19 protein-coding genes are annotated in these 21504 nt (G+C 72.0%); 13 read left to right on the top strand and 6 right to left on the bottom strand.

Going from position 1 to position 21504, the window contains the following annotated elements; genetic code table 11:
* The first annotated feature begins 37 nt into the window (after positions 1 to 37).
* From DV701_RS12975 to helR, 8 genes are all read left to right on the top strand, one after another.
* A complete protein-coding gene (locus DV701_RS12975; protein ID WP_114928823.1) occupies positions 38 to 730 on the top strand; it encodes a response regulator transcription factor in 693 nt (230 codons plus the stop codon).
* A complete protein-coding gene (locus DV701_RS12970) occupies positions 727 to 2109 on the top strand; it encodes an amidase (RefSeq protein WP_228255024.1) in 1383 nt (460 codons plus the stop codon). The genes DV701_RS12975 and DV701_RS12970 overlap by 4 nt, the downstream gene beginning before the upstream one ends.
* Before the next feature lie 107 nt (positions 2110 to 2216).
* Positions 2217 to 3632, top strand: coding sequence for an ABC transporter substrate-binding protein (locus tag DV701_RS12965; protein ID WP_114928822.1), 1416 nt, complete (start codon positions 2217 to 2219; stop codon positions 3630 to 3632).
* 34 nt (positions 3633 to 3666) lie between these two features.
* Positions 3667 to 5010 carry a carbohydrate ABC transporter permease gene (locus DV701_RS12960; RefSeq protein WP_202863530.1) on the top strand — a complete coding sequence of 448 codons (1344 nt, stop codon included), beginning with the start codon at positions 3667 to 3669 and terminating at the stop codon, positions 5008 to 5010.
* Positions 5007 to 5930 carry a carbohydrate ABC transporter permease gene (locus DV701_RS12955; protein ID WP_228255023.1) on the top strand — a complete coding sequence of 308 codons (924 nt, stop codon included), beginning with the start codon at positions 5007 to 5009 and terminating at the stop codon, positions 5928 to 5930. Before DV701_RS12960 ends, DV701_RS12955 begins: the two co-directional genes overlap by 4 nt.
* A 40-nt stretch (positions 5931 to 5970) precedes the next feature.
* The gene (locus DV701_RS12950) at positions 5971 to 6600 is read left to right on the top strand and encodes an ABC transporter ATP-binding protein (RefSeq protein WP_114931124.1); all 630 of its coding nucleotides are present in this window, start codon (positions 5971 to 5973) and stop codon (positions 6598 to 6600) included.
* Positions 6597 to 8063 (top strand): hypothetical protein, encoded by a 1467-nt coding sequence (locus DV701_RS12945; protein WP_162803022.1) that lies wholly within the window; start codon positions 6597 to 6599, stop codon positions 8061 to 8063. Before DV701_RS12950 ends, DV701_RS12945 begins: the two co-directional genes overlap by 4 nt.
* Positions 8064 to 8205: 142 nt before the next feature.
* On the top strand, positions 8206 to 10383 hold the full coding sequence (gene helR / locus DV701_RS12940; protein WP_114928820.1) for an RNA polymerase recycling motor ATPase HelR: 2178 nt from the start codon (positions 8206 to 8208) through the stop codon (positions 10381 to 10383).
* A gap of 370 nt (positions 10384 to 10753) precedes the next feature.
* Here helR and DV701_RS12935 read toward each other — a convergent pair whose 3' ends face one another.
* Complete coding sequence (locus DV701_RS12935) at positions 10754 to 12124, bottom strand: amidase (RefSeq protein ID WP_114928819.1); 1371 nt, start codon at positions 12122 to 12124, stop codon at positions 10754 to 10756.
* Between the two features lie 3 nt (positions 12125 to 12127).
* Positions 12128 to 13240, bottom strand: a complete 1113-nt coding sequence (locus DV701_RS12930; RefSeq protein WP_114928818.1) for a glycosyltransferase — start codon at positions 13238 to 13240, stop codon at positions 12128 to 12130.
* A 177-nt stretch (positions 13241 to 13417) separates the two neighbouring features.
* Here DV701_RS12930 and DV701_RS12925 point away from each other — a divergent pair, with 177 nt between their 5' ends.
* The 4 genes from DV701_RS12925 to DV701_RS12910 are packed head-to-tail and all read left to right on the top strand — an operon-like array spanning position 13418 to position 15929.
* Complete coding sequence (locus tag DV701_RS12925) at positions 13418 to 13654, top strand: hexameric tyrosine-coordinated heme protein (RefSeq protein WP_114928817.1); 237 nt, start codon at positions 13418 to 13420, stop codon at positions 13652 to 13654.
* 8 nt (positions 13655 to 13662) lie between these two features.
* The gene (locus DV701_RS12920) at positions 13663 to 14148 is read left to right on the top strand and encodes a flavodoxin family protein (RefSeq protein WP_114928815.1); all 486 of its coding nucleotides are present in this window, start codon (positions 13663 to 13665) and stop codon (positions 14146 to 14148) included.
* A 9-nt stretch (positions 14149 to 14157) separates the two neighbouring features.
* Positions 14158 to 15663 carry a glycosyltransferase gene (locus DV701_RS12915; protein WP_114928813.1) on the top strand — a complete coding sequence of 502 codons (1506 nt, stop codon included), beginning with the start codon at positions 14158 to 14160 and terminating at the stop codon, positions 15661 to 15663.
* Positions 15588 to 15929, top strand: a complete 342-nt coding sequence (locus DV701_RS12910) for a hypothetical protein (RefSeq protein ID WP_114928811.1) — start codon at positions 15588 to 15590, stop codon at positions 15927 to 15929. Before DV701_RS12915 ends, DV701_RS12910 begins: the two co-directional genes overlap by 76 nt.
* Here the strand turns inward: DV701_RS12910 and rfbA are convergent.
* Positions 15890 to 16756, bottom strand: coding sequence for a glucose-1-phosphate thymidylyltransferase RfbA (gene rfbA / locus DV701_RS12905; RefSeq protein ID WP_114928809.1), 867 nt, complete (start codon positions 16754 to 16756; stop codon positions 15890 to 15892). The genes DV701_RS12910 and rfbA overlap by 40 nt on opposite strands.
* A gap of 81 nt (positions 16757 to 16837) precedes the next feature.
* Between rfbA and DV701_RS12900 the strand changes: the two genes are divergently transcribed.
* Entirely contained in the window at positions 16838 to 17959 is a 1122-nt protein-coding gene (locus DV701_RS12900) for an acyltransferase family protein (RefSeq protein WP_162803021.1), read from the top strand.
* A 25-nt stretch (positions 17960 to 17984) separates the two neighbouring features.
* Here DV701_RS12900 and DV701_RS12895 read toward each other — a convergent pair whose 3' ends face one another.
* The 3 genes from DV701_RS12895 to DV701_RS18295 are packed head-to-tail and all read right to left on the bottom strand — an operon-like array spanning position 17985 to position 21490.
* A complete protein-coding gene (locus DV701_RS12895) occupies positions 17985 to 19391 on the bottom strand; it encodes a sugar nucleotide-binding protein (RefSeq protein ID WP_407669319.1) in 1407 nt (468 codons plus the stop codon).
* A gap of 2 nt (positions 19392 to 19393) precedes the next feature.
* Positions 19394 to 20401: a dTDP-glucose 4,6-dehydratase gene (rfbB, locus tag DV701_RS12890; RefSeq protein WP_114928803.1), complete on the bottom strand. Its 1008-nt coding sequence runs from the start codon at positions 20399 to 20401 to the stop codon at positions 19394 to 19396.
* 9 nt (positions 20402 to 20410) lie between these two features.
* Entirely contained in the window at positions 20411 to 21490 is a 1080-nt protein-coding gene (locus tag DV701_RS18295) for a glycosyltransferase family 4 protein (RefSeq protein WP_228255362.1), read from the bottom strand.
* Between the last annotated feature and the right edge of the window lie 14 nt (positions 21491 to 21504).

Genomic DNA, 21504 nt, shown 5'->3' with positions numbered 1-21504 from the left:
GGCGGGCGCGCGACGAACTCACGGGTAGAGTCGGCGCATGACCGCTGTGAGCGTGGCGATCGTCAACGACTACCCTCTGGTCGTCGCCGGGCTGACCCTGATGCTGCAACCCTTCGCCGACCGGGTGCACGTCGTCGACCTCGCCGTCGACGCGGTCCCGGACCGGCCGGCCGACGTCGTGCTCTACGACACCTTCGCCGGCCCCGAGCCCAGGGACCGGGTGCTGGAGGAGATCCTGGCCCGGGACGCGACGGCCCGGGTGGTGCTCTACACCTGGGCGCTGGAGGACGACCTGGTCGACGACGCGCTGCGCGCCGGCTTCGCCGGCTACGTGGACAAGGCCGCGACCGCCGGGGAGCTCGTGGCCGCGATCGAGCGGGTGGCGGCCGCCGAGGGCGACGTGGTGGTGCGCCATGACGCCGCGGAGGCGGCGCTGGACGGGGACGGCCTGAACGGTCCGTCCGGCCGGTGGCCCGGGATGGAGCACCAGCTCTCGGCGCGCGAGGCCGAGGTGGTGGCCTTCATCACCCAGGGCCTGTCCAACCAGGACATCACCCAGCGCGCCTACCTGTCGATCAACACGGTCAAGACCTACATCCGGTCGGCCTACCAGAAGATGGGGGTCAGCACCCGCTCCCAGGCGGTCCGGTGGGGGATGGAGCACGGTCTGGACCATGCCGGTCAGTGCGCCGAGGACCCTGCCGGCGACCGACCGGCCGAAGCCCGGTGAGCGCGCCGGCGGCCATGCCCACGGGGCCGCTGGCCGCCGAGCTGGTCCGCGGCTTCGCCGACGGCAGCCTCTCCCCGGTCGACGTCGCCACCGACGCGCTGGAGCGGATGGAGCGGGGCGAGCCGCGGATCAACGCGATGTGGGTCCGCGACGACCCCGAGGAGGTGCTGGCCCGGGCCGCGGCGTCGGCGCGGCGGTGGCGCGAGGACCGACCGCTCGGGCGCCTCGACGGCGTGCCGGTCACCCTCAAGGAGAACCTCGCCCGCGCCGGCGTCCCGATGCCCTCGGGCACCGCCGGCGTCGACCCGGTCGTGCCGGACACCGACTCCCCCGTCGCCCGCCGCGTCCAGGAAGCGGGCCTGGTCGTGCTCGGGTCCACCGTGATGCCGGACTGGGGCATGCTCTCCTCCGGCATCTCCTCGCTGCACGGCACCACCCGCTCCCCGCTGGACCCGGCGTGGACCACCGGCGGCTCGAGCTCGGGGGCGGGCGCCTCGGTCGCCGCGGGCTACGCCCCGCTCGCGGTGGGCACGGACATCGGCGGGTCGATCCGGCTTCCCGGCACCTGGCTGGGGCTCGCGACGCTCAAGCCGAGCGCCGGGCGCGTGCCGCTGCACGCTCCGTACCTCGGGCGCGCCGCCGGACCGATGGCCCGCACCGCGCGTGACTGCGCGCTGCTCATGTCGGTGCTGGCCGGGCCCGACCCGGTCGACTGGACCAGCCTGCCGGCCGAGCCCACCGACTGGACGCACCTGGGGACCGACGTCCGCCGGCTGCGGGTGGGCGTGTGGACCACCGCGGGGTATGGCGTGGAGCCCGACCCCGAGGTCGTCGCGGCCACCCGCTCGGTCGCCGACGCGCTCGCCGACGCGGGCGCGGACGTGGTCGAGGTGGCGCCGTGGCTGACGCAGGACGTGCTCGACGGGATCGACCTCTTCTGGCGGGCGCGCTCGTGGGCGGACTTCGTGCGGCTGACGCCGGAGCGGCAGGAGCGGGTGCTGCCCTATATCGCCGAGTGGGTGCGCGGCGGGTCGGCGGCGAGCGGGACCGACATCGTGGACGCCTACCACGCGTTCGGGCTGCTGCAGGCGCGCACGGTCGCGGCGTGGGCGGCGGCCGGCGACCCGGACCTGCTGGTCTCGCCGGTGGCGCCGTGCGCGGCCTTCCCGGCGGAGCAGCCGATGCCCTATCCCGACGGGCGCGGGCTGTGGCACATCAACTTCACGGTGCCGTGGAACATGACCGGCCAGCCCGCCGGCACGGTGCCGGCCGGGGCCACCGCGGACGGGCGGCCGCTCGGGGTGCAGCTGGTGGGGCGGCCGTTCGACGACCTCGGCGTGCTGCGGGTGATGGACTGGTGGGAGCGGCCAGGCTGTTGACCCGCCCCGGGCCGCGTGGGTCCACGTTCGACCGGCGAGGCCGTGGCGACCGGCGTAGGGTTGAGGAGGTCCATGACTTCAAGAGTCTGCGCGAAGGAGCACGAACCATGAAGAGGACCTTGGCCCTGGCCTGCTCGGCCACGATGGTGCTGGGACTGGCAGCCTGCGGCGGTGACACCGGCACGGAGACGCCGGCGGACGAGACCACCGCGGAGGACACCGCCACCGACGAGGGCACCGCGGACGGCGACGCAGCCGCCACCGGGGACGACAGTTCGATGACCAGTTCCGGCGAGGCGGCCGCGCTCGAGCTGCCCGACCTCAGTGGCGAGGAGCTCGAGGTCGCGGGCGTGTGGACCGGCGCGGAGCAGGACAGCTTCGGCCTGGTGCTGGACGCCTTCGAGGAGAAGACGGGAGCGACCGTCCAGTACACCTCCACCGGCGACGACATCGCGCCCGTGCTGACCCCGCGGGTGGAGGGCGGCAACCCGCCCGACGTGGCGATGCTGCCCCAGCCCGGGCTGCTCACGCTGTTCGCCGAGCAGGGCGCCCTGGTGCCGGTCGGCCCGGACGTGGAGGCGGCCATCGACGCGAACTACGAACAGGTCTGGAAAGACCTGGGCACCGTCGACGGCGACCTCTACGGCGTGTGGTTCAAGGCCGCCAACAAGTCGACGATCTGGTACGACGTCGAGGCGATCGAGGCGGCGGGGATCAGCACCACCCCGCCGGAGGACTGGGACTGGCCCGACCTGAAGGACATCTCCCAGACCATCGAGGACTCCGGCGTCACCCCGTGGGCGGTCGCCGGCGCCGACGGATGGACGCTGACCGACTGGTTCGAGAACATCTACCTCTCCCAGGCCGGTCCCGAGCTGTACGACAAGCTCACGGCCCACGAGATCAAGTGGACCCATCCCTCGGTGGACGTGGCGCTCACCACGCTGGCCGAGGTCTGGGGTGAGGAGGGCTGGGTGGCGCCCGGCGCGCTGCAGACCGACTTCCCCGGCTCGGTGACCACGGTCTTCGGTTCGCACGACGCGGCCATGGTCTACGAGGGCGACTTCGTGGCCGGGGTGATCGGCTCGGAGACCGACGCCGTCGTGGGCCAGGACGCCGACTTCTGGCCCTTCCCGGCGGTCGGCGAGGAGCCCGCGGTCGTCGGCGGCGGCGACGTCGCCGTCGGCTTCACCGACAGCGAGGCGACGATGGCGCTGCTGGAGTGGCTGGCCTCGCCCGAGTCGGCGGAGATCTGGGTGCAGGAGGGTGGCTTCACCTCCCCGAACAAGAACGTCGACACCGCGCTCTACCCGGACGACATCTCGCGCGGCATCGCCGAGAGCCTGATCGCGGCAGGCGACGCCTTCCGCTTCGACATGTCCGACCAGATGCCGCCCGAGTTCGGCGGCACCCCGGGTGCCGGCATGTGGCAGGACCTCACCGACTTCCTGCGCGACCCCACGAGCGTGCAGGAGACCATGGAGAGCCTGGAGGCCAACGCCGCCAAGGCCTACGGCGACTGAGACGCGGACCGGAGCACCACTCCATACCCGACCCGTGAGCACCACCGCACCGGCCGCGCGAGCGGCGGGCCCCCAGCATCAGCGGCGGCGCCCGCCCTCGCGCGAGCATGCCTGGGTGGCGTGGCTGTTCCTCGGCCCCGCCGCGGCGATGCTGGTCACGCTGGTCGTCTACCCGATCGGCTACTCGATCTGGCGCAGCTTGTTCGACGCACGGGGCGACACCTTCGTCGGGCTGGCCAACTACGCGCGGATGTTCACCGACCCCGCGACTTTCACGGCGCTGAAGAACAACGTCATCTGGGTGCTCGTGACGCCGGCGCTGGTCACCGTGCTCGGCCTGATCTTCGCGGTGCTGACCGAGCGGGTGCGCTGGGGCACCGCGTTCAAGCTGATCGTCTTCATGCCAATGGCGATCTCGTTCCTGGCCGCCGGGATCATCTTCCGCGTCGTCTACGAGCGTGACCCTCAGGTCGGCCTGGCCAACGCGGTGGTGACCGGCGTCTACGAGGTCTTCACCCAGCAGGCCAGCTATCCGGGGGCCGGCCCGCGGCCCGGCGACCTGCTGGTCGAGGACGGCGCCGGCGGCTACGCGACGGCGGCCGACGTGGATCCGGGCTCGACGGTGCCGTTGCCACTGGTCGGCGTCGGCGCGGAGTACGTGCCCGCCGACCCGGTGACGCCGCAGCCTCCGGAACAGGCCGCCGCGGACGCCATCACCGGGACCGTGTGGTTCGACTTCACCCGGGGCGGCGGCGGCACGCCGGGCGAGATCGACCCGTCGGAGGTGGCGCTGCCGGGCGTGCAGGTGCAGGCGCTCAGCGACGGGGAGGTGGTGGGCCAGGACCGCACCGACGAGGAGGGGCGCTACGTCATCGAGGGAGTGGACGGTCCGGTGACGGTCGCACTGCCCGCGGACAACTTCACGACCCCGTTCCGCGGGGTGGCCTGGCTGGGCCCCACCCTCGTGACGCCGGCGATCATCCTCGCCTACGTGTGGATGTGGGCGGGATTCGCGATGGTGCTGATCGGCGCCGGGCTGGCCGCGATCTCGCGGGACGCCCTGGAGGCCGCCCGGATCGACGGGGCCAGCGAGTGGCAGGTCTTCCGCCACATCACGGTGCCGCTGCTCTCGCCGGTGCTGACCGTGGTCTTCGTGACGATGATCATCAACGTCCTGAAGATCTTCGACCTCGTCTACATCCTGGCGCCCGGATCGTCGGCGCAGGCCGCCAACGTCATCGCCGTCGAGATGTGGTCGGTCTCCTTCGGCGGCGGGCAGAACTTCGGCATGGGCAGCGCGCTGGGCGTCTTCCTCTTCCTGCTCGTCCTGCCCGCGATGCTGTTCAACATCCGCCGCTTCAAGCAGGAGCAGCAGTGACGGCGGCGACCGCCCACGGCGCGGCGGACCCCATACCTCCCGGGCGGGAGGCGAGCACCCGACCCCCGCGGCGCGGCATGGCCTCGCGCGTCCAGAGCGCCCTGGGGCGGGGCCTGGTGTCGGTGGTGCTCGCCGCGGTCGCGATGTTCTGGCTGATGCCGAGCTTCGGGCTGTTCATCGCCTCCCTGCGCACGCCGCAGCAGAACAACACCTCCGGCTGGTGGACGGCGCTGACCCAGCCTGCGCAGCTCACCCTCGACAACTACCAACGGCTGCTGTCGAACGAGGGCATGGTCAACGCCTTCTTCAACACGGTCTGGATCACGGTGCCGGCCACGCTGCTGGTCGTCGTCCTCGCCTCGCTGGCCGCCTATGCGTTCGCCTGGATCGAGTTCCCCGGCCGTGACGCGCTGTTCATCGCCGTCGTGGCCCTGCTGGTCGTGCCGGTGCAGGTGGCGCTGATCCCGGTGGCCGGCCTGTTCGGCGACCTGGGCATCTTCGGGTCCCGTCTGTCTGTGATCCTCTTCCACGTGGCGTTCGGGCTGCCGTTCGCGGTCTTCCTGCTGCGCAACTTCTTCGCCGGGATCCCCAAGGAGCTGCTCGAGGCGGCCCGGATGGACGGCGCCGGTGAGTGGCGGATCTTCCGCAGCGTGATCCTGCCGCTGGGTCTGCCGGCGATCGCCTCGCTCGGGATCTTCCAGTTCCTGTGGGTGTGGAACGACATGCTGGTGGCGCTGGTCTTCGCCGACTCGCGTGCCGCCCCGCTGACCGTCGCGCTGCAGTCCCAGGCGCGCCAGTTCGGCGCGAACATCGACATCCTCGCGACCGGCGCGTTCCTGTCGCTGGTCGTGCCGCTGGTCGTGTTCTTCAGCTTCCAGAAGTATTTCGAGCAGGGCGTGCTCGCCGGCTCGGTGAAGTAGCCCGCCGACCGCGGTGCGCGGCACGGCATACTGGCCGGCGATGACGGTCGAGGTGCGGGACGCCCGCGTGGACATCGACGGCCGGGCCGCGCTGGCGCCGGTCTCCTTCTCCGTGGCGCCGGGGCGGTGCCTCGGCGTGGTGGGCGACAACGGGGCGGGCAAGACCACGCTCCTGCGCGTCCTGGCCGGCCTGCTCGTGCCGACCGGCGGGTCCGCGCACGTGGGTGGTCGCCGCTGCGACGAGCGGGACGCGGCCTTCCGCCGGGACGTCGCCGCGCTCGTCGGGCCGCCGCCGGCCGCCCGCGACCTCACCGTCGAGGAGCACCTGCTGCTCGTGGCCCGCACGTGGGGCGCCGGCTCCGGCGACGCGGTGCGGCTGGTCGACGGGCTGGTCTGCGAGCTCGGTATGCAGCAGCTCACCGACCGCTTCCCGCACCAGCTGTCCACGGGTCAGGTGCAGCTCCTCGCGCTGGCGCTCACGCTCGTGCGACCGAGCTCGGTGCTCCTGCTGGACGAGCCGGAGCACGGGCTCGACGACGGACGGGTCAGGACGGTGCTCGCCGCGCTGCGGGCGCGGCGCGAGGCGGGCATGACTGTGGTCCTGGCCACGCACGACCCGCGGTTCGTCGACGGGCTCGGCGCCGAGGTCCTGGAGCTGAGCGCGGCGTGAGTGGCGGAGGGGGAGGTGGACGGCGCGGGGCGGGCGGCACCGCATACCGCGTCTATGTCCTGGTGCTCGTGACGGCGCTGGTCGTGGGCCCGTCGCTGCGGGCCCTCGCCGTGGTCGTCGCGGTCCCGGGGCTCGGCGAGGTGCTGGCGAGGGAAGACCTCCCGGCGCTCGTCGCGGCCGCGGCGGGGCTGCTGGTCTGGGGCGCGCTGGCCGTCGGCACGACGCACGGGCCGGTGATGGGCAGCCCGCTGCGGATCCACGTGCTGGCCGGCGGACCACAGCCGCGGCGGATGAGCCTGCGGGGGTCCTTCGTCAGGCGCCTCCTGGTGCTGGTCGTGGCGGGTGCGGCGCTCGGCGCGGTGCCGGGACTGGCGCTGCTGCACCTCGGGGCTGGCGGTGCCGGCACCACCGCGCTGGGTGGGGCGATGACAGGCGCGTGCGTGGGTGGCGTCACGGCGGCCGGATGGCTCGCCGGGCAGGCGCTGTCCCGGCGGGGCGTGCGGCGCGCGGCGCTGCTCGTCCCGGTGTGCGCGGGTCTGGTTGCGACGCTGCTCCTGGTCGGCCCCGCCGCGCTGCCGCCCGGGTGGACGTCGCCGGTGACGGTGCTGCTCCTGCTGGTCCTGCTCGTCGCCGGGCTGACGGTGGTGCCCGGGCTGCTCGACCGCCTGCGCGGACCGGTCCTGCTCGAGCAGGCGACGAGGTGGCAGGGCGCTACCACGGCAGGAGGTGCCGGCGACCTGGCGGGCGCAGCCGCCACCTACCGGCCCGTCCCGTCGCGGCACGGCCGGTGGGACGCGGTCGGACGTGGCGGCTCGCTGCCGCTGCTCTTCCTGCGCCGCGACCTCGTCGGTGCGGCGCGCACGCCGGTGCGGCTGCTGGTCGGGATCTCGGTGCTGCTGCTCGCGCTCGTCCTGGGCATCGTGGTCAGCACCCTGTCCTCCGGGCCGTCGTGGGCCGTGCTCGCCGTGGCGTTCGCGATGGTCCACGTCCGGCTCGGGGTCGTCAGCGACGGCTTCCGGCACGCTGTCGAGGCGAGCGCGGCGCCGACCCTCTACGGCGTGCCCGACCACCACCTCGTCGGCCTGCACGCCGCGCTGCCGCTGGCAGTCGTGCTGGTCCTCGGCGCGGCGGCCGCCCTGGTGGCGGTGCCGCTCACGGGGGTGCACCCGGTGGGAGCGCTGCTCGTCGTCGTGGGCGGGCTCTTCTGCGTGGCCGTGCGCGCCTACGACGCAGCGCGCGGACCGATGCCGCTGCTCCTCCTCACCCCGGTGCCGACCGCTGCCGGCGACATGTCCGGGCTCATGGTGGCGGCGTGGCAGGCCGACGCGCTGCTGGTCGCCGTCCTCGTCCCCACGCTCGTGACGGTCGCGGCGGTGTCGCTGGGCGGGTGGCTCGTCCTGATCTACGCACCGGCGGCGGCGCTGGTCCTGCTGGGTCTGCGCCGACGGATGAGCCTCCGCTAGCAGCTGCGCGCGTCCAGACCCCCCGCGGTCGTCCCCTCCACCTCCAGTCTAGAGCGCACAGGGGGGCTTGCGGCAAGGCCCCGGTCGTGCCCCACAATCGCTGGTCGCACGGGCGACCGCCGCCCGGGAAGGGTTGGGGACGATGACGACGACGGGGATCTTCGAGCTGGCCGGGCGCGAGGCCAAGGCCGCGCCGGGCATGGTCGAGCAGGACGAGGCGCACCTGGCCGCCGTGGCGCAGCGGCTCGAGGAGACGGTCCAGGAGCTGGCGGACCGGCTCGCCGAGGAGCGGCGGGCTCCGGCGGGAGGCGGGCAGACGGCGCTGGAGCGGGACCAGCAGGTGCACCGGCTGAGCGCGCGGCTGCGGGTGCTGGAGCGCTACGGCCAGGACCTGTGCCTGGGCCGGATGGTGCTGGCCGGCGAGGACGAGCCGGTCTACGTCGGGCGCCTCGGCCTGAGCGACGGCGACGGGGAGAGGCTGCTGGTGGACTGGCGCTCCCCCGCTGCGGAGCCGTTCTTCGCGGCGACGCACGCCGACCCGATGGGCCTGGTCAGCCGGCGGCGCTACCGCTGGGCGCGGGGCCGGGTCGTCGACTACTGGGACGAGGTCTTCACCGCCGACGGGCTCGACGGCCACGCGGCGCTCGACGACCAGTCGGCCTTCATCGCCTCGCTCGGCGAGGCGCGGTCGTCGCGGATGCGGGACGTGCTGGGGACGCTGCAGGCGGACCAGGACGCGATCATCCGGGCGGACTCGCGCGGGGCGCTCGTCGTCGACGGCGGGCCGGGGACGGGAAAGACGGTGGTGGCGCTCCACCGCGCCGCCTACCTCCTCTACGCCGACCCGCGCCTGGGCCACCACCGTGGTGGGGTGCTCTTCGTGGGGCCACACACCCCATACCTGGCGTATGTCGAGGACGTCCTGCCCAGCCTCGGCGAGGAGGGCGTGCGCACCTGCACGTTGCGCACGCTGCTGCCCGAGGGGGCGGCGGCCGTGGAAGAGACCGATGCGGAGGTGGCGCGGCTCAAGTCGTCGGCGGAGATGGTGCGGGCGGTGGAGCCGGCGGTCGCGCTCCACGAGGAGCCGCCGACCGAGGCGACGGTGGTGACGACGGAGGTCGCCGAGGTCGTCGTGACCCCGGACGACTGGGCCGAGGCATTCGGCGCCCGTGACCCCGCGACGCCCCACAACCTGGCGCGCGAAGAGGTGCTCGACGAGCTCGTGGACGTGCTCGTCGACCGGTTGGTCGACGAGGCGGGGGTGGACGAGGACGGCGTCGGCGCCGACGCGGCCGAGCTGCGGCAGTCGCTCCACTCGAGCCGCGAGCTGCGGCGCGCGGTCGAGCGGGCGTGGCCGCTCATCGAACCGACCGACCTGGTCGGCGACCTGTGGGACGTGCCGGCCTACCTGCGCCGCTGCGCCCCGTGGCTAACCGTCGAGGAGGTGCGGCTGCTGCAGCGCGACGCCCCCCAGGCGTGGACCGTGTCCGACCTGCCGCTGCTGGACGCCGCACGGCAGCGGCTCGGCGACACCGCGGAGGCGCGCCGGCGGCGTCGCCAGGAGGCGGCGCTGGCCGAGGAGCGCAGGCGCATGGCCGACGTCGTCGACGACCTCGTCGCGCACGACGACTCCGAGATGCAGGTCATGTCGATGCTGCGCGGGCAGGACCTGCGGGCGGCGCTGGACGACGTGTCGGTCGCGCCGGCCGCGGACCCCGACCGGCTCGCCGGCCCGTTCCTCCACGTCGTCGTCGACGAGGCGCAGGAGCTGACCGACGCGCAGTGGCAGATGCTGCTGCGCCGCTGCCCCTCGCGCAGCTTCACGATCGTCGGCGACCGTGCGCAGGCCCGGCACGGCTTCGCCGAGAGCTGGGAGGAGCGTCTGAGGCGGGTCGGGCTGGAGCGGGTGGAACGGCGGACGCTGACGATCAACTACCGCACGCCGGCGGAGGTGATGGCGGCGGCCGAGCCGGTCATCCGCGCCGTCCTGCCCGACGCGGACGTGCCGGTCTCGATCCGCTCCACCGGCGTCCCGGTCCGTCACGTCGGTGCCGCGGAGCTGGATGGGGTCCTGACCGGGTGGCTCGCGGACCACGAGGAGGGTATGGCGTGCGTCGTCACCTCCACCGGCGAGCCGCTCGCCTCGGTGGTGGGGTCGCCGCGGGTGAGGTGGCTCTCGCCCGAGCTCGTGAAGGGGCTGGAGTTCGACCTCGTGGTGATCGTCGAGCAAGAGAGCTTCGGCGACGGGGTCGAGGGTCCGGTGGACCGCTACGTCTCGATGACGCGCGCGACCGGACAGCTGGTGATCGTCACCCTCTGACGACCGGGAGCGCGCTCTGCAGCCTCACCGAGAGCGCGTCCTGCAGCCTGACCGAGAGCGCGTTGTGCAGGGCGACCGAGAGCGCGTTGTGCAGGGCGACCGAGAGCGCGTTCTGCAGCCCGACCGAGAGCGTGGCCCGCTGCGTCCCGTGGAAGAGCGTCCCGTGAGAATGCCGTGCCCCGCCGCTTTTCCACGGGACGCTCTCTCACGGGACGGGGTGCAGAGCGCGCTCCCGGCCGCAGGGCGGAACGTGCAGAGCGCGCTCCCGGTCGCAGGGGACGGGGTGCAGAGCGCGCTCCCGGTCGCACGGGACGGGGTGCAGAGTGCGCTCCCGGTCGCAGGGGACGGGTGCAGAGCACGCTCCCGGTCGTCAGAGGGCGGTGGCGGCGGCGAGCACGGCGGCCTCGCCCTGGAGCGGCCCGATCAGCTGGACGGAGAGCGGCATGCCGCCGGCATCGGTGCCCATCGGGACAGAGACGGCCGGGAGGCCGAGGAAGTTGGCTGCCACGACGAGGCGCAACCGCCGCCAGGCGTCCTCCGCCGCCTGCTGGCCGCCGAGGTCGAAGTCGACGGGCGGGACGCGCTCGGTGAAGACCGGGCCGAGGACGAGCGGCGTCTCGTGCTGGAAGCTGCGCCACGCCGCGGCGACCACGGGGTGCCGGGCCCACGCCTGGGCGAGGTCGGCGGCGCTCTCGTAGGGCCGGGTGACTGCTGTGCTGTCCCGCAGGAACTGCGCGGCCGAGCGGCCCAGCGGGACCGGCAGGCGCGCGGGGTCGAGGGACCAGGCCACGTCGGTGACGGCCAGGCGCCGCCACAAGACAGCCGCCTCCTCCAGCAGCGGCGGCTCGGACTCCTCGACCTCCCAGCCGGCCGCCCTCAATGTCTTTGCCGCCCGGTCGACGGCGGCGCCGACCTGCTCGTCGACGCCCCAGCCGAGCGGGTCGCGCACCACCGCCGCCCGGCGCGGACCGTCGAAGCTGCCGACCGGCGGCAGGTCGAGGGACACCGGGTCGCGCCCGTCCCAGCCCTCGGTGACCGCGAGAGCGGTCCGCAGGTCGCGGACGCTGCGGGCCAGGAAGCCGTTGACGGAGAACTGCTGGAGCGTCAGGGCGACCGGGTCCTCGGCCACCGCCGACCGGGGCACGCGCCCCAGGCTGGGCCGCAGCCCGCACACCCCGAGCGCGGACGCCGGCAGCCGGACCGACCCTCCGAAGTCGTTGCCCAGGCCGAGCGTCGACATGCCGGTGGCGACCGCGACGGCGTCGCCGCCGCTGGAGCCGAAGACGGTGCGAGTCTCGTCGAACGGGTTGAGGGTCCGGCCGAAGAGGTCGTTGTCGGTGTCCCAGCGCATCCCGAAGTCCGACATGTTGCCCCGCCCGACCGGGACGGCGCCGGCGGCCAGGACGCGTTCGACCACCGTGGCGTCCCTGGTCGGGACGGCGTCGGCGGCGCCGCGCCACCCCTGCGTGGTCGCCGACCACGTCAGGTCGATGTTCTCCTTGACGCTGACCGGCACCCCGGCCAGCGGCCCGGGGTCCCGGCCCTGCGCGACGGCACGGTCCACCTCGTCCGCGCGTCGCCGCGCGCGGTCTCCGAAGACGACGGTGAGGGCGTTGAGCCGGGGGTTGGACCCGGCGGCCCGGCGCAGGTGCGCGTCCACGACCTCGGCCGCGGACGTCGTGCCGGCCCGGACGGCGCCGGCGACGGAGACCGCGTCCGGAAGGTCGTGCATCGAGGTCATGACCTAAGTCTGCGGGGTGCCCTGGTCGCGCAGCGCCTCGACCTCGCGGCGGATGCGCGCGGCGAACCCGGCCTCGCCGAAGCCGTCCGCGTGTGCGCGCAGCACCTCGGGCGACCACTCGCGGGACTCCGCACGGTCCACGGCCTCGGCGATCTCGCCGGACACAGGGTGCTCGAAGAACACGCCGGTGCGGCCGTCGACGACGGTGTCCAGGTAGCCGCCCTCGTGCAGCGCGACGACCGGCAGGCCCCAGGCGTTGGCCTCCAGCGGCGTCAGGCCGAAGTCCTCACGGCTCGGGGCGAGCAGCCCCCGCGCATGGGCGTAGGTCCAGCGCAGCTCGGCGTCGCTGATGCCGGAGAGGATCCGCACGTTGGGGGGCAGGTCCGCGAGGAGACGCGCCCGCTCGGGCCCGTCGCCCACGACCACGAGCCGGTCGTCCGGGCGGTCGCGGAAGGCCTCCACGGCGGCGCCGACGTTCTTGTAGGCCATGAGCCGGGAGACGACGAGCCAGTAGCCCTCCCACCCGGAGATCTGCGCCGGGGCCGCCTGCTCGCCCGTCGTGTCGATGCCCGGGGGCGGGGGCACGACCTCGGCGTCGATCCCGTAGGCCGCGGCGATCCTGTCCCGGACCACGCCGGAGTTGGCCAGGTAGCGGTCGGCGCGCAGGGCCGCCGCGCGGTCCCACCGCCGCAGGGCGGGGGTGAGCGCGGCGAGCGCCAGGCGCCGGGGGGCCACCGGACCGGCGCCACCGAGGTACTCCTCTGGCTGGTAGAGCCAGCGTGCCGGGTTGTGGCAGTAGACGAGTGCACGCCCCGAGGTGCGGAAGCCGTGCGCCCAGCCGCTGCTGGAGACGATCGTGACGTCGGCGTCGACGCGGGTCGAGCCGGCGGCCGGGGCGAGCATCGGCAGCGCGCGGCGGTGGTTCTGCCGCAGCGCAGGGATGCGGTTGAGGGGCCCGGCCACCACAGTCCGCTCGCGGAACTCGGGGAAGGTGCCCTTCTTGTCATACAGGGTGGTGAAGATGGGCGCCTTGGGAAAGGCGCGGCTGAGCGCCAGCACGACGCGCTCCGCACCTCCCCGCTGCGTGAGATAATCGTGCGCGATCGCCACCTTCATCTTGGTGACTTCACCTTGATGACCAATTCCATACCCACTTCCTCGACGCTCGTCACCCGAGGTCAAGATACCCGCAGCATTGGTCAGGCCCAAATCGATGCTTTATCAGGCCGGCCCACCATGGTAAAGATGATGAAGCGCCCGCCGTCTCCGGTGGGCGCAACCACAGGAGGAAGCATGGAACTCGTCCCCGGCAACACCCTCATCACCGCCACCCCGCAGGAGGGTCGCGAGCTGGCGATCGCGATGGCGCGCAAGTCGGTCGGCGCGATCCAGACGGACGCGGACACGCGCAAGAAGCTGCGCCCGGACTACGCCAACAACGCCGACTCGCTCACCCACGCGGCGCAGGTCGTGGCGATCGAGTTCCAGACGATCGCGGCGGCGAACGACTACTGGCGCGACCAGGCCTGAGCCGCCGCATGACGAGGCTCCTCGTCGTGCACCACACGCCGTCCCCGGGCATGCAGGCCATGCTCGAGGCGGCGCTGTCCGGTGCTCGCGACGACGAGATCGAGGGCGTCGAGGTCGTCCTGCGCCCGGCGCTGGTCGCCGGGCCGGTGGACGTGCTGGAGGCGGACGCCTACCTGCTGGGGACGCCGGCGAACATCGGCTACCTGTCGGGGGCGATGAAGCACTTCTTCGACCAGGTCTACTACCCCTGCCTCGACGCGACCCGCGGCCGGCCCTACGCCGCCTACGTGCACGGCAACGAGGGGCTCGAGGGCGCCGTGCGCGCGATGCGGAGCATCACCTCGGCGCTGGGCTGGGAGCCGGTCGCGCCCGTGCTGGAGGTGTTGGGGACCCCTGACAAGGAGGCGCTGGCCGGCTGCACCGAGCTGGGTGGGGTGCTGGCGGCGACGGTGATGCCCGAAGGAGACGTGTCTGAAGCACAGCCCCGGTCCTAGATTGGCACCGTGGACGAGACATGCACGAGCAGCGGGTTCGACCACTTCCTGCTGACCCGGTTCAGCGCCGTCCTGTGCCCAGGGCAGCCACCCGCCGAGGAGGACTGGCTCTACTACCGGCTCGCCTTCTTCCTCGACGCGTGCCTGCCGTCGGTGCTCTCCCAGCGCGGGGCGCAGCCGTTCGAGTGGCTGGTGCTGCTCGACGACCGCTGCCCGGACGGTTTCCGCGAGCAGGTGGAGGAGCTCGCCGAGGGTGCGTTCACGCCGTTGTGGAGTCACGAACCGTTCCGGCGGGACAGCTTCGCCGGCCCGGTCGTCGACCGGAGCGACGCTGCATACCTGATCACCACGCGGATCGACAGCGACGACGCGATGGCGGTCGACCTCATGGCCGCGGTGCAGGGGCAGTTCGAGCGGCAGGAGCTGATGTTCGTCAACTTCGCGCGCGGTGTGCAGATCGACAGGTCGGGGGCGGTCTACCGCAGCGACGTCCTGTCCAGCCCGTTCCTCTCGCTGGTCGAGCGGCGGGACGAGGGGCCGCCGCGGACGGTCTACGCCGCCAAGCACGCCCGCGCCCGCAGCCTGGCACCGCTGCGGGAGGTGAGGGCGCCGGTGATGTGGGCGCAGGTGCTGCACGGCACCAACCTGTCCAACATCGTCAACGGGGTGCGGGTCGACCCGCGCGTGGTGGACGAGCGGTTCCGCATCGACCTGGGGTATGAGGCCCGCCCGGGTCGGGCGCGCCTCCTGCGCGGGCAGGTGAGCCACCTCGGGCAGCTGGCGCGGCTGTGGGCCGCGCATCCGGGCGAGCTGACGAAGTGGGCGGAGGCGACGGCCTGGACGCTGCGCGGCACGCACGAGCGGCCGCAGCAGGACGGCGCGCCGACGGTGACGGACCGGGTGCAGGAGTGGGAGCGGGAGGCCCGCACCAGGCTGCGGCAGGCCGGGTGGGACCTCACCGCGCGGGCCAACCGGCTGGTGCCGGGGCGCGAGCGGGTCGTCGCCGGGGACGTCGAGGAGGTGCTGGCACGCGACCGCGTCGCCGTGCTCGCCGAGTGGGCACGGGGCCCGCGGCTGCGGGAGGACGCGCGGCGTGCCGCCAGCGCGTATGCCGACGCCGGGCTCGGCGTGCTCGTGGTCGGCGCGCGCGACCCGTGGGCGGCCCTGCGCCCCGGGCCGGTCCCGCCGGGCGTCGCCGTCGCACGCCGGGGCAACACCGCCTACGACTTCGGGTCCTGGGCGTGGGCGCTGGCGACGTGGCCGCAGCTGGCCGCCAAGGACCTGGTCGTGCTCACCAACGACTCGCTGGTCGGCCCGCTCGCGCCCGTGGACGAGCTGCTGCGCAGATCGGGGCGACGGAGGCGGACGTCTGGGCGGCGACGGCCAGGCGGCGGCCCGTCGAGCACCTGCAGAGCTATCTCCTCGCCTTCCGTCGGGGCGTGCTGGGCGGCCCGGCGCTGCGCGACTTCTTCGCCAGGGTGGGGCCGGCCCGCTCCAAGCGTGAGGTGGTGCTGACCTACGAGCTCGGCCTCACGCGGACGATCGACGAGGGTGGCCTCACCCGCGACGTCGGCTGGACGCACGAAGAGCTCGGACTGCCACCTGAGGCAGACCTGCCCCTGGAGGGGTGGAAGGGGCTGCTCGAGGCCGGCCTGCCGTTCGTCAAGAGGACGCTGCAGACGCACCCGCGCTTCGCGGTGGTGCGGGTCGAGGTCGGGGCGCGGATCCGCGCGGGCCTGGGTCAGCCCGCGTCGAGCAGCCCGAGCAGGTACTCACCGTAGCCGGACTTGCGCAGCGGTCCCGCGCGCTCGAGGAGCTCCTCGCCGGTGAGGAAGCCCATCCGCCAGGCCACCTCCTCGGGGCAGCCGATCTTCTGTCCCTGCCGCGCCTCCAGGGTGCGGACGAAGTTGGAGGCGTCGTTGAGCGAGTCGAAGGTGCCGGTGTCCAGCCAGGCGGTCCCGCGCGGCAGGACTTCGACCTGCAGCTCGCCGTCGTCGAGGTAGCGGCGGTTGAGGTCGGTGATCTCCAGCTCGCCGCGCGGCGACGGTTTCAGCTCGCGGACGTAGTCGACGACCCGGTCGTCGTAGAAGTAGAGACCGGGCACCGCATACGAGCTCCGTGGGCGGGCGGGCTTCTCCTCCAGGGAGACGGCACGGCCGTCCTCGTCGAACTCCACGACGCCGTAGGCGCTCGGGTCGGCGACCCGGTAGCCGAAGACGGCCGCCCCGACCAGGTCCTGGAAGCGGCGCAGCTGGGTGCCCATGCCCGGTCCGTAGAAGATGTTGTCGCCCAGGACCAGGCAGGAGGTGTCGCCGCCGATGTGGTCCGCGCCGAGCAGGAACGCCTGCGCCAGCCCGTCGGGCGAGGGCTGCTGGGCGTAGGTGATGGTGATGCCGAACTGCGACCCGTCGCCCAGCAGCCGGGCGAACTGGTCCGCCTCGTGCGGGGTGGTGATGACCAGCACGTCCCGGATCCCGGCCAGCATGAGGGTGGACAGCGGGTAGTAGATCATCGGCTTGTCGTAGACCGGGACCAGCTGCTTGCTCACGCCGAGGGTGATCGGGTGCAGCCGTGAGCCCGTGCCGCCTGCCAGGATGATGCCGCGCATGAGACTCAGGGTATGCGGGCACCGCAACCATCGCTATACACTGCCCGCGCAGGCTGGGGAACCTAATTTTTGGGAGGCACCGTGACATCCCCCTCACCACCGCCGGGTCGACTCACGGGCATCGACACGCTGCGGGGCCTGTCTGCCGTGGCTGTTCTTGTGTGCCACATCGCCGGGTACTGGACGTTCATGAGCCTCCCGTGGAAGATGCCACAGCTGATGGCTCTCGGCGCACATGGGGTGGACATCTTCATCGTGATCTCCGGCTTCGTGCTGTTCCTCCCCGTCGTGCGAGCGATGGGACACCTCGACTCGAAGCAGTTCTACGGCCGGCGCGCGATGCGCATCCTGCCCGCCTATTACTTGGCGCTCGCCATCGCTGCGGTCCTCGCGATGGGACCACGCACCTGGGATCTCGTGGTCGCCCGACAGGCGACTCTCCCCGAGCTCGTCCTTCATATCCTCGGTATTCAAACCTGGTTTCCCGGCACCCTCGGGTCAATCAACGGGTCGCTGTGGAGCATCTCTCTTGAGCTGCACCTCTACCTAGTATTCCCGGTGCTGGTGGCGATTTGGCGGCGCTGGGGGATGACACCGCTCCTCGTCGGGAGCGTTGCACTGGCCACCGTCTGGACGTGGTCGCAGAGCCTGGGAGTCAGCGGGCCAGTTGGGTTCGGGCTGGGCGGCATCCACGCACTCCCCTCGAGGTTGTTGCAATTCGTCGCTGGCATGTGGTGTGCGACTCGACTGGTGAGCTCCCAGCCTCTGAACACGCGGCACTGGGCGCTCGGCATGCTCGTTTTCGGCGCTGCCGCAACGTTGGCGTCGACGATCCAGCTGAACGAGGTCATCATCCACCTGGCATGGGGCGGGCTCGGTGCGTGCCTGGTCCTGTTGATGTGCGCAGTTCGCCCAACGGGTCAGACCGTCGAAATTTCCGAACGCTTCGGTGAACGCGCATACAGTTTCTACCTCCTTCACCAGCCTGTTCTGCTAGTCCTCGGTCCGGTCGTCGCTCTGCTTCCAGGATGGCCAGTCCAGCTCGTGGTCGGAGGCACCGGGGTGTTTCTGCTGGTCACAGCGTTCGCCGCCCTGATGTATCGGTACGTCGAGCTGCCCACGCACCAACTGGGTCGAAGGCTTTTCCCCAGCCCCTCGCAACGTCCCGCGCCTGCACCAGGGTCACGGACTGGCGGTTATTAGCACAGGCAGGCCGGCCCGCGCTTCACTACCACCCAAAGGGCTCCAGACCTTCCAAGTATTTCGTTAGCGCATTCCGTTGGTCGACGACCTCGTGGCCTGCCGCCTCGATCTTGCCCAACCGGAGCACAGAACGGGCCGGTCTGCGTGCGATCGGTCCGTCCTGGTCCGCTAGGTATTCGGCGGTGATGGTTTCCGTTATCAAGGCGGGGTCGGCGTCTCGGGCCTCATAGACCTGCCGTGCGATGTCGGCCCACGAAGAGGCGTTCCCTGTGCTCGTCACGTTGTAGGTCCCGTACGGTGCGCCTGTGGTCAGCAGGTGCACGGTGGCGCGGGCGAGGTCGTCGGTGAAGGTGAGCCGGCCGACCTGGTCGGCGACCACCGACGGGGACACCCCGCGGTCGGCGAGGCCGGCCATCGTCGTGACGAAGTTCTTGCCCTTCCCGACGACCCAGGAGGTGCGGACCAGGTAGTGCCGTGGGACCACGGACACGGCCAGGTCGCCGGCGGCCTTGGACGCGCCGTAGACCGACAGCGGCGCGATCGGGTCGTCCTCGCCGTAGACCTCCTGGGTCCCGTCGAAGACGTAGTCGCTGGAGTAGTGCACGAGGGTGAACCGGTGCTTCACCGCGGCCCTGGCCAGTGCTGCGGCCCCGGTGGCGTTGGCCGCCCACGCGGCGCGGCGCCCCTCGGGCGTCTCCGCGGCGTCGACCGCGGTGTAGGCCGCGGCGTTGACGACGGTCCCGACGCCGGTGAAGTCGAAGCCGGCGACCGCGGCCGGATCGGCCAGGTCCAGCCCGTCCCGGTCCAACGCCTCCGCCCCGGGCAGCGCGTCGACGAGGGCCCTGCCGAGCTGGCCGCCGGCGCCGAGCACCAGCGTGCGCGGGGGCGGGACGGGGGTGACGTCGGCCAGGGTCGGGTGGTTCTTGTCCTTGTCCGAGACCTGCGCCTGCTCCAGGGGGATGGGCCAGGGGATCGCGGCGGTCCCGTCGGCGAGGTTGAGCATGGTGTACGCGGAGTCCGGGGACCAGTGCTCGTTGACCAGGTAGGAGTAGACCGTGTCCTGGACCAGGGTCTGGTAGGAGTTGCCGACCCCGCGCGGGACGAAGACCGCGACGTGCTCGTCCAGCTCCTGGGTGTGCACGGTCCCGAACGTCGGGCCCTCGCGCAGGTCCACCCAGGCCCCGAACACCTTCCCGGCCACGACGGAGACAAGCTTGTCCCAGGGCTCCGCGTGGATCCCCCGCGTCACGCCCGCCCGACCGTTGTGCGCCGCCGACTGCTGCACCGGCCCGAAGTCCGGCAGCCCGGCAGCGGTCATCTTGGCACGCTGCCAGTTCTCCTTGAACCAGCCCCGCGCATCGGCATGGACAGGCAGGTCCACGCTGAGCAGCCCGGGGATCGGGGTATGGCGCACGCGCACCTCGGCGGTCACGCTCACTGACCCTTCGCCGCGTAGCCGGCCTCGACCGCAGCCTTCTTCGGGCCCCACCAGTCCCGGTGCGCTGCATACCAATCGATCGTGCGTACCAGGCCTTCTTCGAAGGAGGTGAACCGTGGCTCCCAGCCCAGCTCGGTCCGCAGCTTGGTCGGGTCGATCGCGTACCGCAGGTCGTGCCCGGGCCGGTCGGTGACGTGGTCGAAGTCGTCCGGGTTACGATCCATCAGTTCCAGGATCAGGCGCACCACCTCCAGGTTGGCCTTCTCCCCGTCGGCACCGACGAGGTAGGTCTCACCCACCCGGCCGTGGTTGAGGATCGTCCACACCGCCGAGGAGTGGTCGTCCACGTGGATCCAGTCCCGCACGTTCGCGCCGCTGCCGTAGAGCCTGACCCGGCCCCCGTCCAAGAGATTCGTGATCTGACGGGGGATGAACTTCTCCACGTGCTGCCAGGGCCCGTAGTTGTTGGAGCAGTTCGACAGCGTCGCCCGCACCCCGAACGAGCGCACCCACGCCCGCACCAGGTGGTCCGCCCCCGCCTTGCTGGCCGAGTACGGTGAGGAGGGCGCGTAGGCAGTGGACTCCGTGAACCGCTCAGGGTCGTCCAACTCGAGGTCGCCGTAGACCTCGTCGGTCGACACGTGGTGCAGGCGCACCCCGTGCCTTCGCACCGCCTCCAGCAGCGTGAACGTCCCCACGATGTTGGTGTGCACGAAAGGGCTGGGGTCGCGGAGGGAGTTGTCGTTGTGGGACTCCGCCGCGAAGTGGACCACCGCGTCACCGTCATCGGTCAGACGACCGACGAGACGATCCACCAGCTCCACATCCGTGACATCCCCGACCACCAGCTCGACACGGTCGCACGGCAGACCTTCCAACGCCTCACGCGACGCCGCATACGTCAGCTTGTCCAGCACGGCCACGCGAACGTCGGTGTGCTCGAGCAGAAAGTGGACAAAGTTGGAACCGATGAAACCGGCCCCACCAGTCACGAGAAGTCGCATGCTGGAAGCCTAGCGACCGGACTGCACAGACCCGTAGATCTGCATGTAGGCGTCGACGACCCGGTCCCAGGTGAATCTCCTCACGGTCTCTAGCCCGCGCGTCGCCATCCGCCGCGATTTCTCGCGATCACTCAAAAGTTGGACAACAGCTCTAGCCAGAGCCGTGGTGTCCTCAGGATCGACAAGACGGCCATCAACTCCGTCGGTGACCAGATCCGCTGGGCCACCCCGGGTCGTGGCGACCAGCGGTGTGCCTGACGCCCACGCCTCCAGAACAACGATGCCGAACGCCTCTACGCGGCTCGGCACAACGACGACATCAGCCTTGGCCATCAGCCGTTGCACCTCGCCCGCGTCCTTGCGACCGAGGAAGTCGATCCTGCTTCTGATCCCAAGCTCTGTCGCAAGTTTCTCAAGACCCTTTTGCCCCGGGCCCTCACCCACGATCTGCACGCGAGCGTGGGGAGGGAACGCCTGGGCTGCACGGATGAGTAGGTCGAACCCTTTCTTCTCCACCACGCGTCCAGCCGCCAGCACGACCTGCTCTTCCTGCGTGGCTGGACGACTTGAAGCCACCGGGTCTAGGACCACCCCGTTCGGCACGACCTGCACCTCGCCGGCACCGAACCGCTGCTGGAGGTCCTGAGCAACCATCGTCGAGCATCCCGTCACCACCTCCGCCCGGCCACACGCCATCGCAAGGGCTCGGCGTTGCAACGCCGAGCGCTCAAAGATGTCGTGGTCGTCCATGAACGTCTCGCCGTGGCTACTCAGGACCAATGATCGTCGGCTGAGCAGCGCAAGACCGAGGGCATAGGTCCCGTTCGGGCCGAAGCACTGGACATGTAGAAGGTCGGGTCGAAACGCTCGCCACGCCTCGAACCACGCGGTTCCCGTCGCAGGCGCCTGCACCACCAAGGACGAGAGAGACGACAGCTTGCGCGCCGGCAGAGGCGTCGGCAGGTAACGCACACGGATGCCGTCGACCTCCTGCATGCCGAGACGTTCTCCGCGGTCTGGGGTCCAGATCTCCACACGAACGCCTCGCTCCTGCAGCCCGCGGGCGACGTGCCGGGTATGTTCCTCCACTCCGCCGAAATGAG

Origin of the sequence: Ornithinimicrobium avium, assembly GCF_003351765.1 — a bacterium.
GTDB classification, from domain to species: domain Bacteria; phylum Actinomycetota; class Actinomycetes; order Actinomycetales; family Dermatophilaceae; genus Ornithinicoccus; species Ornithinicoccus avius.
Note: the sequence above shows the minus strand (reverse complement) of the source record. Positions and strands in the feature narration are given on the sequence as shown.

What these genes read in the sequence shown, in the direction of transcription:
- DV701_RS12975 (WP_114928823.1), top strand. Translation starts at nt 38, where the DNA reads ATGACCGCTGTGAGCGTGGCGATCGTCAACGACTACCCTCTGGTCGTC.
- DV701_RS12965 (WP_114928822.1), top strand. Translation starts at nt 2,217, where the DNA reads ATGAAGAGGACCTTGGCCCTGGCCTGCTCGGCCACGATGGTGCTGGGA.
- DV701_RS12950 (WP_114931124.1), top strand. Translation starts at nt 5,971, where the DNA reads ATGACGGTCGAGGTGCGGGACGCCCGCGTGGACATCGACGGCCGGGCC.
- helR (WP_114928820.1), top strand. Translation starts at nt 8,206, where the DNA reads ATGACGACGACGGGGATCTTCGAGCTGGCCGGGCGCGAGGCCAAGGCC.
- DV701_RS12935 (WP_114928819.1), bottom strand. Translation starts at nt 12,124, where the DNA reads ATGACCTCGATGCACGACCTTCCGGACGCGGTCTCCGTCGCCGGCGCC.
- DV701_RS12930 (WP_114928818.1), bottom strand. Translation starts at nt 13,240, where the DNA reads ATGAAGGTGGCGATCGCGCACGATTATCTCACGCAGCGGGGAGGTGCG.
- DV701_RS12925 (WP_114928817.1), top strand. Translation starts at nt 13,418, where the DNA reads ATGGAACTCGTCCCCGGCAACACCCTCATCACCGCCACCCCGCAGGAG.
- DV701_RS12920 (WP_114928815.1), top strand. Translation starts at nt 13,663, where the DNA reads ATGACGAGGCTCCTCGTCGTGCACCACACGCCGTCCCCGGGCATGCAG.
- rfbA (WP_114928809.1), bottom strand. Translation starts at nt 16,756, where the DNA reads ATGCGCGGCATCATCCTGGCAGGCGGCACGGGCTCACGGCTGCACCCG.
- rfbB (WP_114928803.1), bottom strand. Translation starts at nt 20,401, where the DNA reads ATGCGACTTCTCGTGACTGGTGGGGCCGGTTTCATCGGTTCCAACTTT.